Source organism: Thiomonas bhubaneswarensis (assembly GCF_001418255.1).
GTDB classification, from domain to species: Bacteria; Pseudomonadota; Gammaproteobacteria; order Burkholderiales; family Burkholderiaceae_C; genus Thiomonas; species Thiomonas bhubaneswarensis.
The window spans coordinates 158041-174526 of sequence record NZ_LIPV01000005.1 but is presented as its reverse complement, the minus strand read 5'-3'; the positions used below and the strand labels follow the sequence as shown (position 1 = coordinate 174526).

Annotated in this window: 16 protein-coding genes and 1 tRNA gene; 5 read left to right on the top strand and 12 right to left on the bottom strand. The window is 64.1% G+C overall.

All coding sequences use genetic code 11. The features are described from left to right. Window positions 1-41: 41 nt before the first annotated feature. From ASC45_RS15735 to ASC45_RS08285, 7 genes are all read right to left on the bottom strand, one after another. Window positions 42-452, bottom strand: coding sequence for a hypothetical protein (locus tag ASC45_RS15735; protein WP_141655761.1), 411 nt, complete (start codon window positions 450-452; stop codon window positions 42-44). 148 nt (window positions 453-600) lie between these two features. Further along, a tRNA-Asn gene (locus ASC45_RS08310) sits at window positions 601-676 on the bottom strand. Window positions 677-748: 72 nt separating this feature from the next. Further along, window positions 749-1852 (bottom strand): NAD(P)/FAD-dependent oxidoreductase, encoded by a 1104-nt coding sequence (locus tag ASC45_RS08305; RefSeq protein WP_082454318.1) that lies wholly within the window; start codon window positions 1850-1852, stop codon window positions 749-751. A gap of 68 nt (window positions 1853-1920) precedes the next feature. After that, complete coding sequence (gene fdxA, locus ASC45_RS08300; RefSeq protein ID WP_055450567.1) at window positions 1921-2244, bottom strand: ferredoxin FdxA; 324 nt, start codon at window positions 2242-2244, stop codon at window positions 1921-1923. Window positions 2245-2403: 159 nt separating this feature from the next. Then, window positions 2404-2874: a DUF6691 family protein gene (locus ASC45_RS08295; RefSeq protein ID WP_055450566.1), complete on the bottom strand. Its 471-nt coding sequence runs from the start codon at window positions 2872-2874 to the stop codon at window positions 2404-2406. Window positions 2875-2877: 3 nt separating this feature from the next. Next, complete coding sequence (locus ASC45_RS08290; protein ID WP_055450565.1) at window positions 2878-3327, bottom strand: YeeE/YedE family protein; 450 nt, start codon at window positions 3325-3327, stop codon at window positions 2878-2880. A 112-nt stretch (window positions 3328-3439) separates the two neighbouring features. Next, window positions 3440-3742: an ArsR/SmtB family transcription factor gene (locus tag ASC45_RS08285; protein WP_425427614.1), complete on the bottom strand. Its 303-nt coding sequence runs from the start codon at window positions 3740-3742 to the stop codon at window positions 3440-3442. 134 nt (window positions 3743-3876) lie between these two features. Between ASC45_RS08285 and ASC45_RS08280 the strand changes: the two genes are divergently transcribed. The 3 genes from ASC45_RS08280 (at window position 3877) to clpB (ending at window position 9890) form a co-directional block, all read left to right on the top strand. Continuing rightward, a complete protein-coding gene (locus ASC45_RS08280) occupies window positions 3877-4743 on the top strand; it encodes an MBL fold metallo-hydrolase (RefSeq protein WP_055450563.1) in 867 nt (288 codons plus the stop codon). 64 nt (window positions 4744-4807) lie between these two features. Further along, the gene (locus tag ASC45_RS08275) at window positions 4808-7210 is read left to right on the top strand and encodes a Tex family protein (RefSeq protein ID WP_055450562.1); all 2403 of its coding nucleotides are present in this window, start codon (window positions 4808-4810) and stop codon (window positions 7208-7210) included. A gap of 94 nt (window positions 7211-7304) precedes the next feature. Further along, on the top strand, window positions 7305-9890 hold the full coding sequence (gene clpB / locus ASC45_RS08270; RefSeq protein ID WP_055450670.1) for an ATP-dependent chaperone ClpB: 2586 nt from the start codon (window positions 7305-7307) through the stop codon (window positions 9888-9890). 42 nt (window positions 9891-9932) lie between these two features. Here the strand turns inward: clpB and ASC45_RS08265 are convergent, their stop codons facing one another. Then, on the bottom strand, window positions 9933-10892 hold the full coding sequence (locus ASC45_RS08265) for a substrate-binding domain-containing protein (RefSeq protein WP_141655760.1): 960 nt from the start codon (window positions 10890-10892) through the stop codon (window positions 9933-9935). 208 nt (window positions 10893-11100) lie between these two features. Between ASC45_RS08265 and ASC45_RS08260 the strand changes: the two genes are divergently transcribed. Then, window positions 11101-11715 carry an SCO family protein gene (locus tag ASC45_RS08260; RefSeq protein ID WP_072243023.1) on the top strand — a complete coding sequence of 205 codons (615 nt, stop codon included), beginning with the start codon at window positions 11101-11103 and terminating at the stop codon, window positions 11713-11715. Here the strand turns inward: ASC45_RS08260 and ASC45_RS08255 are convergent. After that, the gene (locus tag ASC45_RS08255) at window positions 11707-11961 is read right to left on the bottom strand and encodes a hypothetical protein (protein WP_055450560.1); all 255 of its coding nucleotides are present in this window, start codon (window positions 11959-11961) and stop codon (window positions 11707-11709) included. The two genes, ASC45_RS08260 and ASC45_RS08255, sit on opposite strands and share 9 nt — an antisense overlap. Before the next feature lie 160 nt (window positions 11962-12121). Here ASC45_RS08255 and ASC45_RS08250 point away from each other — a divergent pair, with 160 nt between their 5' ends. Continuing rightward, window positions 12122-12736, top strand: coding sequence for an SCO family protein (locus ASC45_RS08250; protein WP_055450668.1), 615 nt, complete (start codon window positions 12122-12124; stop codon window positions 12734-12736). Window positions 12737-12804: 68 nt separating this feature from the next. On the opposite strand, the gene ASC45_RS08245 is transcribed toward ASC45_RS08250, so the two are convergent. The 3 genes from ASC45_RS08245 to selD form a co-directional block, all read right to left on the bottom strand. Further along, window positions 12805-14604 carry a TRAP transporter large permease gene (locus ASC45_RS08245; RefSeq protein WP_055450559.1) on the bottom strand — a complete coding sequence of 600 codons (1800 nt, stop codon included), beginning with the start codon at window positions 14602-14604 and terminating at the stop codon, window positions 12805-12807. Beyond that, the gene (locus ASC45_RS08240) at window positions 14605-15198 is read right to left on the bottom strand and encodes a TRAP transporter small permease subunit (RefSeq protein WP_055450558.1); all 594 of its coding nucleotides are present in this window, start codon (window positions 15196-15198) and stop codon (window positions 14605-14607) included. A 210-nt stretch (window positions 15199-15408) separates the two neighbouring features. Next, window positions 15409-16473 (bottom strand): selenide, water dikinase SelD, encoded by a 1065-nt coding sequence (gene selD, locus ASC45_RS08235; RefSeq protein ID WP_055450557.1) that lies wholly within the window; start codon window positions 16471-16473, stop codon window positions 15409-15411. Between the last annotated feature and the right edge of the window lie 13 nt (window positions 16474-16486).

Genomic DNA, 16486 nt, shown 5'->3' with positions numbered 1-16486 from the left:
CGGAGGAAAAAGTCGATCGGGCGGCGGCCGCCCTTGAAAACTCAGCGCCGCGAAGCGGGGCAGCGATCGCGCAACATATGCTCCAGCTCGTTCAAGCTGGTCGTTCGCACGGCAAAAAGGCGGATGGTTTCGGCCGAGCTTCCACTCGAGCCAAAGAAGAAGTTGAGGATTTGTTTCACAATGCCCATGATGGCACCTAATCGTTTTAGGGTTAACCCCAATTCTAGGCGCCGCCGCGAATTCTCGCTTGACTGTCGCAGTTCGCAGGCGGCGGCGATCTCTGCGGGCATCAAGTATGGAGAGGCGGCATGAAGTTCCGCTGGGTCAGGCGCTTCGGTTCCGCGCTGTTGGTCATTTCGGCGCTCGGAGGTTGTGCCGCCCAGAGCCCGCCGATGTCCGGCCATTCCGGCGTTCATCTGTATGGGGAGATTGATGAGGGCGTTCTGATTCATCCCTGAATCTGCCCTGCGCCCGGGTCTTGGGTCGCATTTTGGGCGGGCTAGCGCTGACAAGTTCACTGACAAAGGGGCCACAATCGTGCCGGGAAACAAAAAAGGCCTTGCAGTACGTCTGCAAGGCCTTGATTTTCCTCTGTCTTTTTGGCTCCTCGACCTGGGCTCGAACCAGGGACCTACGGATTAACAGTCCGGCGCTCTACCGACTGAGCTATCGAGGAACAGCGAAGCGTTGAAGTATATAGTCCGCTTGGCGTGCCGTCAACAAACAGTTGTGGTGGTCAGGGCAGTTCTCAATCGAACACCGGCGTTTCCACCCCCAGCACCTTGTGCAGCTTGGGGCTGGTGGTGGTGTATTGCAGGTGGATTTTCTTTTCGGGGAAGATAAAGGGCGCGGCGCCGAAGGCGGCCAGCGCGGCCTCGTGAAAGCCGGAAAGAATGAGCTTCTTCTTGCCCGGGTAGGTGTTGATGTCGCCCACTGCAAAAATGCCGGGGATGCTGGTCTGGAACTTCTCGGTATCCACCACGAGCTGTTTGCGCTCGATTTCCAGTCCCCATTCGGCGATTGGCCCGAGCTTGGGAGACAGGCCGAAGAAGACCAGCAGCATGTCCAGGGGCAGGCGGCGGGTGATGCCGTCGTTGCCGGTGACCTTGATCATGTGCATCTGGCCGGCGGCGTTCTCCTCGTAGCCGGTGACCTGGCCGATGAGGAACTGCATTTCATGTTGCTCGCACAGGGCGTGCATCTGCGCCACGGATGCGGGCGCGGCGCGGAAGCCGTCGCGACGGTGGATCAGGGTGACGCTTTCGGGCTTGTTCTCGGTGGTCTGCACGAAGTGCAGCGCCCAGTCGAGCGCGGAGTCGCCGCCGCCGACGATGACGAGGTTTTTGTCGGCGAACTGGGCCGGGTTGCGCACCCGGTAGAACAGTTGGCTGCCTTCGAACTTGTCCAGGCCGTCCACCTTCAGTGTGCGAGGCTGGAAGGAGCCCACTCCGGCGGCGATGAAGACCGTCTTGGTCAGCAGGCGCGTGGATTTGGTGGTTTCGATCAGGAATCGCCCATCGGGCTGGGATTCCAGCGACGTGACTTCCTGCCCGAGATGGAAGGTGGCGCCGAAAGGCTCGATCTGCTTGAGCAGGTTGTCGGTCAGCTCCTGCCCGGTGCAGACAGGGACGGCTGGAATGTCGTAGATGGGCTTGTCCGGGTAGAGCTCCACGCATTGCCCCCCGGGATGGGCCAGGGTGTCGATGACGTGAGCCTTGATCTCGAGCAGCCCGAGTTCGAAGACCTGGAACAGCCCGACCGGACCGGCGCCGATGATGACGGCGTCGGTTTCGATGATGTCGGCTGCGACGGATGCGGCCGACGCGGCGGCGGAGGCGTGGGACATGTCCATGCGGAGGGTGGGTGAAGGGTATGAAAGGCTGCGATCAAGACCGCCGTCAGCGGCGGCGCGGGTGCGTTTCAGCGCTGCAGGTACTGCAATTTGTTCGGCTTGTCTTTCCACTCGTCCGCATCGTTAGGGGCGGCTTTGCGCTTGGTGATGCTGGGCCACTGCCGTGACAACTCGGCGTTGAGCTTGATGAAGGCCTGTTGATCGCCGGGCACATCTTCCTCGGCGTAGATGGCGTTGGCCGGGCATTCCGGCACGCACACGGCGCAATCGATGCATTCGTCCGGGTCGATGGCGAGGAAATTGGGGCCTTCGCGGAAGCAGTCCACCGGGCAGACGTCGACACAGTCGGTGTATTTGCAGCGAATGCAGTTCTCGGTTACGACGAAAGTCATGTGCAGACTCGATGATGTAAAAGCTCGTAATTTTAACTGGCGCTGTGCGACGCAGTCTGCACCAGATCAATGCCACACTGCGCGACGTGTGAACCCATGAAAAAACCACCGCATCCGGCGAGCGGATGGCGGTGGTTGGCCGGATCGGCTTGGCTCAGATCAGAGTTTGCTGGGTGCGGGCGCTTTGACCAGACTTGGTTTTGCGGCGTTAGCCGCTGGCTTGCCCAGGCGCTGCAACAGCTCGAAACCGATCATCCCCGCAAACATGCTGCCGAAGAACAGCCATTCCTGCCAGGTGGATGCCGCCAGCGAGGCCAGCGATGGGCCCGGACACAGGCCGGTCATGCCCCAGCCGACGCCAAAGATCGCGCTGCCCAGGATGAGCTTGCCGGTGATGCCCCGGGTTGATGGAAAGGCGATTTTCTCGCCCACGATCGACCGGGTACGACGCTGCGCCATTTGCATGGGCACCAGGGCGACCAGAACGGCCGTGATCATCACCAGAATCAGGCTGGGATCCCAGGGGCCGGCAATGTCGAGAAAGGCGATGACCTTGGCGGGGTCGGTCATGCCCGAGACCAGCAGACCGATGCCGAAGATGACGCCACAGATGAATGCCAGGATCTTCATGGTTCAGGCCCCTCCCAGAAGGTGACGCATGACGAAGGTGGTGACCATGCCCATGCCGATGAAGGTACCCACGGCGGCCATCGAGCGCGGAGAGAAACGCGAAAGTCCGCAAACTCCGTGGCCGCTGGCACAGCCCGATCCCAGGCGCGTGCCGAAGCCGACGATCAGCCCACCGACCGCGATCAGGGGCCACGAGTCGCCGTAGTGAGCGCCCGGAACGGGGCGAAACATCACCCAGATGAAGGAGGCCGCGATCAGGCCGCCCAGAAACCACAGCCGCCAGGCCGTGGGCGATTTGCCCTGCATGGCCTCGCTGATGGCTCCGCCGAAAATGCCGCTGATGCCGGCGATCTTGCCGCCGCCCAGAGCCATGGCCCCCGCCGCCGCGCCGATCAGCGCGCCGCCGAGGATGGCGGTTCCGGGCGTGAAATGCGCCCAATCGATGTTGAACATCTGTCTCTCCTTCGTGACATCGCATGTTGTCTCTGGTTTTGTTGACGCCAGCCAGTGATCTGGTCAGGCCGTTTGCCGCTCCGCGACGACATGCGAGCGCCGCGGCACGAACTCATTTGCCCGGCGGATCGCTGCCGCCGTGGCAGTAAATCTGGTAGAGGGTCATCAGCACGGCGCTCGCCGCCGGGCTGGCCAGGCTGTAATAAACCCTTTTGCCCTCGCGCCGGGTCTTGACCAGGCCCTGGGCGCGCAACACGGTGAGCTGCTGCGACAGCGTGGGCTGGCTCACATCGCAGGCAGCTTCGAGATCGCTCACGCAGATTTCTCCGCGGTTGATCTGACACAAAATGAGCAGTCGGTCCGGGTTGCCCAGCGTTTTGAGCAAGGCGCCAGCCTGTTCCGAGTTGCGACGCATGGCGTCGACGCTGGGGATTTCAAAATCTTGCGCGCTTGACATTGACTTGGCTCAATCAGGTAACTCCTAATGGAAAAACAATATATGCTTTTCTAAAGTGTTACTGCAAGATATTCCACTTAGGAGATACCCGCATGAGTACGCAGTCCCCCATCGTTCAGAGCTGGTTCCACGCCCCGACCTTCACGGCGACGCACTGCATCATCGATCCCGATACCCGGCATTGCGCCATTCTCGACAGCGTGCTCGACTTCGACTACGCCTCGGGTCGCACCAAGACCGATTTCGCCGACAAGATCGCCGCTTTCGTGCGCGAGCAGGGTCTCACGGTGGACTGGCTGCTCGAAAGCCACGCCCATGCCGACCATCTGTCGGCCGCGCCCTATCTCAAATCGCTGTTTGGCGGCAAGATCGCCATCGGCGAGCACATTCAAGACGTACAGAAAGTATTCAGCAAGGTGTTCAACGACAGCACCATGCCCACCGATGGCTCGCCCTTCGACCATTTGTTCAAGGACGGCGAGACCTTCGCCATCGGCAAGCTGCAGGCCCGCGTCATGCACACCCCGGGCCACACCCCGGCCTGCGTGACCTACCTTGTGGGCGACAGCGCTTTCGTCGGCGACACCCTGTTCATGCCCGACTACGGCACCGCCCGCTGCGACTTTCCTGGCGGCGACGCCCATGTGCTGTATCAGTCGGTGCACAAGCTCTACAGCCTGCCCCCCGAAACCAAGCTCTATCTCTGCCACGACTACATGCCCGGTGGACGCGAGCCCATCTGGCAGACCACGGTGCAGGCCGAGCGCGAAGGGAATATCCAGCTCAATGCCCGCACCACCGAGGAAGAGTTCGTCGCCTTTCGCAAAAAGCGCGATGCCACGTTGAGCATGCCCGCGCTCATCCTGCCCTCGGTGCAGGTGAATGTGCGGGCCGGCGAAATGCCCAAGGCCGAGGCCAACGGCGTGAGCTACCTCAAGGTGCCCGTGAACGTGCTGTAAGCGGTCGTCGATCCGGCCTCAGGCTGGTTCGCGGGCTGGTTAGACTGCAGGTTTTTTGCCTGCCATGACCGTTGCTGACTTCGCTTCACCGAACGCATTTGCCCAACCGCAGGTCGCCGCACGGCGGGTGCTGCAGGCGCTGAGCGCCGAGCTGCAGCTCCCGGCCTCGCAGATTCAGGCGGCGATCGAGTTGATGGACGGTGGCGCCACCGTCCCCTTCATCGCCCGTTATCGCAAGGAAGTGACGGGAGGCATGAGCGACGATCACCTGCGCACCCTGGAAGAACGCCTGCTCTATCTGCGCGAACTCGAAGATCGCCGCGCCGTGGTGCTGCAGTCCATCGCCGAGCAGGGCAAGCTCACCCCCGAGCTGCAGACCGCGATTACCGCGGTGATGCAGAAACAGGAACTCGAAGACCTCTACCTGCCCTACAAGCCGCGCCGAGTCACGCGGGCGCAGAAGGCCCGGGAAGCCGGGCTGGAACCCCTTGCCGACCTGCTGTGGCAGCAGCCGCAGACCGACCCGCTGCTGGCCGCGGCCGAATTTGTTCGCGCGCAGGCCAGTGCCGACGCCGCTGACACCTCGACCCCCCAGGCCTGTCTCGACGGCGCACGCGACATCCTCAGCGAGCGCTGGTCGGAAGACCCGGCGGTGGTTGCGCCCATGCGCGACTGGCTGTGGCAGACCGGCCATCTCGTCAGCCAGTTGCGCGCAGGCAAAGAGCAGGAGGGTGCCAAGTTCCGCGACTATTTCGACTATGCCGAACCCTTGGCCCGGGTGCCATCGCACCGGGCGTTGGCGGTCCTGCGCGGCCGGGCGCAGGAGGTGCTCGACGTGCGCATCGACCTGCCCGCGCCCGCCGATGGCGGCAAGGCCACACCCCTCGCCGCGTTGGCCGAGGGGCGGCTGGCCGTGCTACTGGGCTGGAGCCATCAGGGTCGTGCCGCCGATGACTGGTTGCGCCGCGTGCTGCAATGGACCTGGAAGGTCAAGCTCTCGCTGACGCTGGAGCGGGAGCTTCTGGCGCGTCTGCGTGAGCAGGCCGAGGCTGTGGCCATCGACGTGTTCGGCGCGAACCTGCGCGACCTGCTGCTGGCCGCTCCGGCCGGACCGAAGGTGGTGATGGGGCTGGACCCGGGCATTCGTACCGGGGTGAAAGTGGCCGTGGTCGATGCCACCGGCAAGTTGCTTGACACCGCGACCCTCTACCCCTTCGAGCCGCGCCGCGACGTGCAGGGCTCGCTTGCGATTCTCGCCGCACTGGTCAAGCGCCACGGCGTTCAGCTCATCACCATCGGCAACGGCACCGCCAGCCGCGAGACCGATCAACTCGCCGCCGAACTGCTGCGGCTGGTGCAGCAACCCGGGCTGGCCAAGCTCACCGTCAGCGAAGCCGGCGCCTCGGTGTATTCGGCCAGCGAACTGGCCAGCCGCGAATTCCCTGACCTGGATGTCAGCCTGCGCGGCGCGGTGTCCATCGCCCGTCGGGTTCAGGATCCGCTGGCCGAGCTGGTGAAGATCGACCCCAAGAGCATCGGCGTGGGCCAGTACCAGCACGACGTCAATCAGACCGCGCTGTCGCGCAAGCTCGATGCCATCGTCGAAGACTGCGTGAACGCGGTTGGCGTGGATCTGAACACCGCCTCGGCGCCGCTGCTGGCGCGCGTGGCGGGGCTGAGTGGGCGCATCGCCGAGCAGATCGTGCTGCACCGCGACCAGTCCGGCGCCTTCGCCAACCGCGAGGCGCTCAAGGCGGTGCGCGGCCTGGGCGACAAGACCTTCGAGCAGGCCGCGGGCTTTCTGCGCATCAACGGCGGCGACAACCCGCTCGACCGCACCGGCGTGCATCCCGAGAGTTATCCGCTGGTGCAAAAGCTGCTGGAGGCGGCCGGTCGCCCCATCGATGCGCTGATGGGCAACCGCGACGCCCTGCAGCGGCTGCGCCCGGAGCAGTTCGTCGATGATCGCTTCGGCGCCTTCACCGTGCGCGACGTGCTCGCCGAGCTTGAAAAGCCGGGCCGCGATCCCCGCCCTGAATTCCGCACCGCCAGGCTGCTCGACGGCGTGCACGACATCACCCAGCTCGAACCCGGCATGCAGCTCGAAGGCACGGTCACCAATGTCACCGCTTTCGGCGCCTTCGTCGATCTGGGGGTGCATCAGGACGGGCTGGTGCATGTCTCGCAGATGGCGCAGCGCTTCGTGAACGACGCCCGCGAAGTGGTCAAGACCGGCGACATCGTCAAGGTGCGGGTGGTCGAGGTGGACGTGGCGCGCAAGCGCATTGCGCTGTCGATGCGTCCGGCAGACCCCGAGCGCGACGGCGCGCGCCCACGGTCGGGGCAGGGCATGCCCGTGCGCACGCAGCGTCACGACGGCGGTGGCCGGGGCGGAAGCGCCCGTACGAATGCCGCAGCGCCGCAGAACACGGCCATGGCCGACGCCTTCGCCAGACTCAAGCGCTGAGAACACCGTGGCAGATCAACCGGATTGACATGCGCAAGCTTGAAAATCTTTTGCAGACGCCGTATCTATGCGGCAGTTCAGGACGGAGGATTCCATGCGGATCGAAAAACTCACTACCCAGTTTCAGGAGGCCCTGGGCGACGCGCAGTCGCTTGCGGTCAATCACGGCAACGCCTACATCGAGCCGGTGCACCTGCTGCACGCGCTGCTGACGCAGGACGGCCCCAAGGCGCTGCTGGCGCGCTCCGGCGCGAACGTGCCCGGCATGACGGCCGCAGCGGCCCAGGCCATCGACCGTCTGCCGGAAGTGGAAGGCACCGACGGCAATGTGCAGGTCAGCCGCGAGTTGAACGGTCTGCTCAACGTCACGGAAAAAGAGGCGACCAAGCGCGGTGACCAGTTCATCGCCAGCGAACTGTTCCTGCTCGCCGTGGCCGACGACAAGGGCGAGGCAGGCCGCATCGCGCGCGAGAACGGCCTGACCCGCAAGTCGCTGGAAAGCGCCATCGAGGCGGTGCGTGGCGGGCAGAACGTCAACAGCGCGGAGGCCGAAGGCGCCCGCGAGTCGCTGAAGAAATACACCCTCGACCTCACCGAGCGAGCCCGCCAGGGCAAGCTCGACCCGGTGATCGGCCGCGACGACGAAATCCGCCGTGCCATCCAGGTGCTGCAGCGTCGGACCAAGAACAACCCGGTGCTCATCGGTGAGCCCGGCGTGGGCAAGACCGCCATCGTCGAAGGGCTGGCGCAGCGCATCGTCAACGACGAGGTGCCCGACAGCCTGCGCGGCAAGCGCCTTCTGGTGCTCGACATCGCGCTGCTGCTGGCCGGGGCCAAGTTCCGCGGCGAGTTCGAGGAACGGCTGAAGAACGTGCTCAAGGAACTGGCGCAGGATGCCGGACAGACCATCGTGTTCATCGACGAGATCCACACCATGGTCGGCGCGGGCAAGGCCGAGGGCGCGATGGATGCGGGCAACATGCTCAAGCCGGCGCTGGCGCGCGGCGAGTTGCACTGCATCGGCGCCACGACGCTGGACGAATACCGCAAGTACATCGAAAAGGATGCCGCGCTGGAGCGCCGCTTCCAGAAAGTGATGGTGGACGAGCCCAGCGTGGAAGACACCATCGCCATCCTGCGCGGTTTGCAGGAGAAATACGAGGTGCACCACGGCGTGGACATCACCGACCCGGCCATCGTCGCCGCGGCCGAGCTGAGCCACCGCTACATCACCGACCGCTTTCTGCCCGACAAGGCCATCGACCTGATCGACGAGGCCGCGGCCAAGATCAAGATCGAGATCGATTCCAAGCCCGAGGCGATGGACAAGCTCGACCGTCGACGCATCCAGCTCAAGATCGAGCGCGCCGCCGTGGAAAAGGAGAAGGACGAAGCCTCGCGCAAGCGTCTGGCGCTGATCGAGGAAGAGCTGGCCAAGCTCGACCGCGAATACGCCGACCTGGAGGAAATCTGGAAGGCCGAGAAGGCGGCGGTGCAGGGCTCGGCGCAGATCAAGGAAGAACTCGACAAGCTGCGCTTCGAGATTGAGGAGTTCAAGCGCAAGGGCGACTTCAACAAGGTGGCCGAGTTGCAATACGGCAGGCTGCCGGAACTGGAACGCAAGCTGCATGAGGCCCAGGCCAAGGAAACCGAGGCGGGTGGATCGGCGCCCTCGCGTCGGCTGCTGCGCACCCAGGTGGGCGCGGAGGAAATTGCCGAGGTCGTGAGCCGCGCCACCGGCATTCCCGTGTCCAAGCTGATGCAGGGCGAACGCGACAAGCTGGTGCACATGGAAGAGCGCCTGCACCGCCGGGTGGTGGGGCAGGACGAGGCCATCCGCGCCGTATCGGACGCCATCCGCCGGTCGCGTGCCGGCCTGTCCGATCCGCGCCGGCCCTACGGCTCCTTCCTGTTCCTCGGCCCCACCGGGGTGGGCAAGACCGAGCTGACCAAGGCGCTGGCCGAGTTCCTGTTCGACACCGATGAGCACATCGTGCGCATCGACATGAGCGAGTTCATGGAGAAGCACTCGGTCGCCCGCCTGATCGGCGCGCCTCCGGGCTACGTGGGTTACGACGAGGGCGGCTACCTGACCGAGGCCGTTCGCCGCAAGCCTTACAGCGTGATCCTGTTCGACGAGGTGGAGAAGGCGCACCCGGACGTGTTCAACGTGCTGCTGCAGGTGCTCGACGACGGGCGGCTCACCGACGGCCAGGGTCGCACCGTGGATTTCAAGAACACGGTGATCGTGATGACCAGCAACCTCGGCTCGCACCACATCATGGCGATGACCGGGCAGCCGCAACAAGCCATACGCGATGCGGTGTGGGAGGAGGTGAAGGCGCATTTCCGCCCGGAATTCCTCAACCGCATCGACGAGGTGGTGGTGTTTCACGCCCTGGGCGAGAAGCAGATCGCCGACATCGCGCGGATTCAGTTGCGTGGTCTGGAGGGCCGTCTGGCGCAGCTCGAGATGCGGCTGGACGTCAGCAGCGAAGCGCTGGCGGAAATCGCCCGTGCCGGCTTCGATCCAGTGTTCGGCGCCAGGCCGCTCAAGCGGGCCATCCAGCAACGCATCGAGAATCCGCTGGCCAAGCTCATCCTCGAAGGCCGCTTCGGTCCGAAGGATGTGATTCCGGTGAACGTGCGCGGCGGCGAGATCGTGTTCGAGCGCGTCTGACGCACGGGGCTGAGGGGCTGATGTCTTCAGCCCCTCATCTCTTCAGCCTTTCAGCCACTTGAGGAAGTCGGCGTACTGCTTGGGGTCGCCGTCGATCCAGCCGGGAATGTGAAGCGCTTGATTCACCGAGGCCGCAGGCGGACTCATCAACGCGCGGCGGGCATCGGCAATCTCCTGCGTCGGCACGTCCGGGGCGGCCACCAAGGCCCAGAAGGGCATGGGGCGATGCGCCAGCACGATGCCGCCTTGTTTTGCCCAGGCCTTGGCGACGACCGGCGTGACGACCCCGACAGCGGCCACATGCATATCGCGCATCAGCCCGAGCACGGCATTCTGCGTCTGCACCCGCGCGATGTACCGGGGCGGCGCGCCGTGCTCGCGCCAGATCTTCTGCGCCACGAGATCGACGAGACTGCCTGCCTTCGGCGCGAGCATGACCGCAGACGAGGATTGCCAGACCTGATCCGGCGTGACGCAGGTTTGCGCGGGCCGCGTACCCATGTCGAGGATGCTCAGCGAGTCGCCACCGAGCAGCACCTTGCCCGGCTGGCCGGGGCACGAGGCGGCGATCAGGTCGGTGCCGAAGTCAATGGTGTCCCTGGCGACGGCGACCAGATGCCAACCAGCCGCGAGCAAGGCTGCGGTGAGATTGGGCGGTTTGATGAAGGCGTACCGGTAAGGCGGCGTGCCGGTCCCGTTGACGGCGTGGGATTTGCCGAGGTTGAAGCCGGTTTCCCAGATGGTGTTGCGATGGACGGCATCGCCAAGCAGGGTCGAAAGCGCCTGGGCCGCAACGTACTGCTCCTGCTGGTTGGCGACGGCCAGACCGAAATTCAGCCCCAACAGCGCCTTGGGCTGTGCAGTCGCGGTTGCGCTCTTGGCGGCTGCGGCGTGGGCCGTGACAGACAGCATAGAGCTGACCAGAACCCATACGCACAGACCCGCGACCATGCCGCTGGGGTGCCAAGGCCGCTTGGCGCGTCGGCCAATGAAGTCCAGCATGAATGCGTCTCCGAAAAGGTTGTAAGCAGGCGGAGTCTGTTGCTCCGCTGGTCAATTTACATTTGATGCCGCTATCGGCGGAGCGGGTTTTCCTCAGGCAAGACAAAGTGTGAGAGTTGTGTCACCAGGCTAGGCGCAAGAACCAATCTGTTTTCGTTGGCTCTCGTTCTCATCACCCTCAAATGCTCGGGAGGACGGTTTGTTTCGTTTGTCATTTGCGACCCTGGCGTTGACGCTGCTCCTGGGGGGCTGCGCGCAGCAAGAGCATCAGCAGAAATGGGCGATGGACTACATCGGCCCGAAGATCATGCAGCCCCTGGAGTTCACCGACATCGCGTCGAGCAGCGGCCAGCCCGAGTCTTCAAAGGACTTCCTCGGCAAGGTGGTGGTGCTGTATTTCGGCTACACCCACTGCCCGGACGTGTGCCCGACCACCATGGCGCATCTGGCCCGGGCCGAGCAGTTGCTGGGGCCGCAGGCCAAGGATGTGCAGGTCATCTTCGTGACCGTCGATCCCAAGCGCGACACGCCCAAGGTGCTCGACGCCTATGTGCATGCCTTCATGTCCAGCGCCATCGGGCTCAGCGGCACGGTGGCCCAGACCAAGACCCTGGCCGAGCGCTATCACGTCAATTACTCCTACGGCAAACCCGACGCGCATGGCAACTACGTGGTCAACCACAGCGCGGCGATCTATGTGTTCGGGCCGCACGGCACGGGCCGACTCATCGGCACCGAACTCACGCCGCCCGAGGGCATTGCGCACGATGTGCGTCAGCTCCTGGCCGATGCGAACAAGAGCTGGTGGCAGAAGCTAGTCTGAGTAGCCGCCGCGGGCAACGCCCTGGATCTGCAGCGCGCGGTGCATCTCGTTGATGACCACGACGCCCTCGCCCGGCGGCAGGGCGGTGAGCGACAGCGCGCCGCCTGGGGAGGGGGTCAGGTGCAGCACGTCGATGGCGTTTCGCGGTGCGTGTGGCGCATTGGCGGCATGAACCGTCAGCGCCGCGGTGGCCAAGGTGGTGAGCCCTGCGGCCAACAGGGCTTTGATCAGGGGGGCTTTGGACATGGGGCACTCCGCAGTGGCATCGAGTGCTTTGGAGTGCTCTGGCGACCGTGGGTTGCAGCGCAGGTGGTAAACAGTTGTGACAGGTGCGAACCGTAGCGGGGTTCAGGCCAGCGGCACAATACGGCGTGTCTCAGAAACATTGGAAGTCAGCGAAATCGTGATGTCGTCAACCCAAGTTCCATCCCGCGCGCGCCGCCTGTTGCTGCTGGCCGCGCTGGCCCTGCCCCTGGCGGGCTGCGGCCACAAGTCCGACCAGACCTGGCAACTCAACAACATCACCGGCGTGATGCCCGATCTGCAGTTCAACCTCACCAACGACCTCGGGCAGAAGGTCACGGCGGAGAACTACAAGGGCAAGATCGTGCTGCTGTATTTCGGCTACACCCACTGCCCGGACGTGTGCCCGACCACCATGCAGCTCATGGCCAACGTGGTGCAGCAACTCGGGCCCGAGGCGAAGGACGTGCGCATTCTGTTTGTCAGCGTCGACCCCAAGCGAGACAGCAACACGATTCTCAAGGCCTACACCCAAGCCTTCAGTCCGAATGCGATCGGTCTGACCGGCACGATGAAGGAGATCGACGCCATCACCCGACGCTACCGCGTGGCCTTCAGCTACGGCAAGCCCGATGCGCAGGGCAACTATGTGGTCGATCACAGCGCCGGCGTGTACATCTTCGGCCCCAACGGACGCATCCGCCTGCTGGCCTCCGACACCAATCCGCCCACCGCCTGGGTGCATGATCTCAAGCAACTGATCGCCGACGAAGCCTGACGGCCATCGCGCGGCAGAAGATGGAAAAAGCCCGGATTGCCCGGGCTTTTTTCATGGGTGTCGTCGGTTTACTTCGACGCTGCGCTGGCCGGTTGCTCCGCCTGCAACGATCGCATCACCGCGGCGGCCGGGTCTTCCTCGGCCGCAGCAGGGGCACTGGCGCCGTCGGCCGGGGCAGCCTCCGAGCCGCCGAAGCTCGGCGGGACAATCGACTCATAGCTGTTGTCGTCCATGGGGGCGGTGATCTGCACTTTGTCGATATCGACCTCTTTGTGGTGCCCCAGGCCACTGGTGACCAGCCCCGGGAAGGCAATGACCAAACCGACCATGATGATCTGGATGATCACGAAGGGCACCGCACCCCAGTAGATCTGCCCTGTGGTGACGCGCGCGATGCGCTTGCCGGTTTCCTTGTCGGTGTAGTCGTCCTTGGCGGCCACGCTGCGCAGGTAGAACAGCGCGAAGCCGAAAGGCGGGTGCATGAACGAGGTCTGCATGTTCACCGCCAGCAGCACGCCGAACCAGATCAGATCGATGCCCAGCTTCTCCGCGACCGGGCCGAGCAGCGGAATGATGATGAACGCCAGCTCGAAGAAATCGAGGAAGAACGCCAGCACGAACACCAGGATGTTCACCACGATGAGGAAGCCCAGCACCCCGCCCGGCAGGCTGGTGAGCAGATGCTCCACCCAGACGCGGCCATCGAGACCCTGGAACACCAGGTTGAACACCGTGGAGCCGATCAGAATGAACAGCACGAAGGTGGACAGCTTGGTCGTGGTGTTGAGCGCCTGCTTGAGCAGGGTCATGTTGAGCCGCTTGCGGCTGAACGCCATGATCAGTGCGCCCACTGCGCCCATCGCCCCGCCTTCGGTCGGCGTGGCCACACCGAGAAAAATCGTGCCCAGCACCAGGAAAATCAGGGTGAGCGGCGGCACCAGCGCGAAGGTCACGCGCTCGGCCATCTGCGACAACAGGTTGAGTCGGAAGACGCGGTTGAGCAGCGACAGCACCAGCGAAAGAATCACGCCGAAGGTCATGGCCACGACGATGGTCTCGTCCAGGGCGGCGGTGACTTCGTGGCCCGCACGCCAACTCAGTAGCGCGTCATAGTTCTTGGCCAGCACGATGCTGGAAATCAACACCACGCCGAACAGCACGGCCAGCGAACGCAGGCCGCTGTCGCCATTGGGCTCGCGGATGGTGCGGGCCTCGGGCGGCAGCGCCGGCGCCCATTGCGGCTTGAGCAAGGACACGCCGATCACATAGGCGAGGTACAGCCCGGTGAGCACGAAGCCCGGAATGAAAGCGCCCTTGTACATATCGCCCACGCTGCGACCGAGCTGGTCGGCCATGACGATGAGCACCAGCGAGGGCGGGATGATCTGCGCCAGCGTGCCGGAGGCGGCGATCACGCCCGTGGCCACGCGGCGGTCGTAGCCGTAACGCAGCATGATGGGCAGCGAGATCAAGCCCATCGAGATCACCGAAGCGGCCACCACGCCGGTCGTGGCCGCGAGCAGGGCGCCCACCAGAATCACAGCGATGGCCAGCCCGCCGCGGATCGGGCCGAACAACTGGCCAATGGTCTCCAGCAGGTCTTCGGCCATGCCGCTGCGCTCCAGCAGCAGGCCCATGAAGGTGAAGAAAGGAATGGCCAGCAGCGTGTCGTTCTGCATGATGCCGATGATGCGCAGCGGAATGGCCTCAAGCAGCGCCTGGGGCATCAGCCCCAGTTCGACGCCGATGAAGCCGAACAGCAAGCCGCAGGCCGCCAGGCTGAACGCGACCGGAAAGCCCACCAGCAGAAACAGCACCAGCGCCCCGAACATGATGGGCGCGATATTGGCAATGAGAAAGGCGGTCATTTAGTTCGCCTCCTTCTGCTGCTTGGCGCGCACGAACTCGGCAAGCTCCTCTTCGGCCGTCTTCTCGTTCTTTTTCACCAGCGGATCGTCGATCAGCCCGCGCAGAAACGCCACGCGCTTGATCAACTCCGATACGCCCTGCAATCCCAGCAGGGAAAAGCCGATGGGCAAGAGGATGTAGACCGGCCAGCGGATCAATCCACCGGCATTGCTCGACATCTCGCCGGAAGCGATGGCGTTGATTACCACGGGCAGCGACAGCCGCACGGTTTCATACACGAACGGAAACAGGAAGAACACGATGCCGATGATGTCGATCCAGTTGCGGCCGCGCGGCGATAGCTTGCTCGACAGCACATCGATGCGCACATGCTCGTTGTGCAGAAAGGTGTAGCCGGCTGCGAGAAGAAACACGGCGGCGAACAGATACCACTGGATTTCCAAGAAAGCGTTCGAGCTGTAGTCGAAGGCTTTGCGCACCACGGCATTGAGGGCACTGACGATGGCGGAGGCCAGGATGAGCCAGAGGGCCATGCGGCCCACGCGCTCGTTGAGCCAGTCAATCCCGCGGGACAGGGCTAGTAGGGCTTTCAAGACATCTCCCGATGGTTTTGTGAACGGTGTAGTGTCGGCTGTCCAGGCGCTGGCTTGTCATGCAATACCGGGTTTGCACGACAGACCTGCAACAGTCCGCGGCCGAAGTATAAAGATGTAACAGACGCGCATTGAAAAACCCGGCCTCGGGTTTGCCCGGGGTCGATGGTGTGAAGCAGTCTTGCGCGCTGTGAAGGTAATAGCCGCGCGTCAGCGCACGTCGATGCCGGGCAGGCCCGAATCCAAGGTACCGATGGCGGCGGCCTGGGCAAAGCCTTCGCTATGGAAGATGCCCAGCACTTCGTCGACCTGTTCGGGAGCGCACGCCACCAGCAGCCCCCCGGAGGTCTGCGGGTCGGTCAACAAGGTCTGGGCCAGTGCTGGCAGGCTTGGCGCGAGGTTGACTTCGGCGCCGTAACTGGCCCAGTTGCGGCCCGAGGCGCCGGTGCTCATGCCCGCGGCAGCCAGCTCGGCGACGCCCTCGATGATGGGCACATCAGCGAAGTTCAGTCGTGCCCTCAACTGTGAGCCCCGGCACACCTCCAGCAGATGGCCCAGCAGGCCAAAACCGGTGACGTCAGTCATGGCGTGCACCCCGCCGAGTTTCGCCAGATGTCTGCCCGGCGTGTTGAGCTGCGTGGTGTTGGCGATCATGCGGGCGTAGCCCTCGGCGTCGAGCGCCTCTTTTTTGAGCGCCGCCGACTGAATGCCCACACCCAGCGGCTTGCCCAGCACGATGACGTCGCCCGCCCGGGCGCTGTCATTGCGGCGGATCTGGCTGGGGTGTGCCAAGCCCATGGCGACCAGACCGTAAATCGCCTCGACCGAGTCGATGCTGTGGCCACCCGCGATGGGAATGCCCGCCTCTGCGCACACCGATTCACCCCCGCGCAGAATCGCCGAGACGGTCTCGAGCGGGATGACGCCTATGGGCATGCCCACGAGCGCCAGCGCCATGATGGGGGTGCCCCCCATGGCGTAGACGTCGGAAAGGGCGTTGGTTGCGGCAATGCGCCCGAAGTCGAAGGGATCGTCCACGATGGGCATGAAAAAGTCCGTGGTGGCGATCAGCGCCTGCTCGGGGTTGAGCAGGTAGACGGCGGCGTCGTCGGACGATTCGGTGCCCACCAGCAGCGCCTCGGGTCGAGGCAGCATGGGCGCGTGCTTCTTGAGGATTTCGGACAGGACGTTGGGCGCGATCTTGCAGCCACAGCCACCGCCGTGCGAGAGCGAGGTGAGGCGGGGGGCAGCCTGGGCGGAGTGAGCAGAGGTCATGAGAAGCAGGATG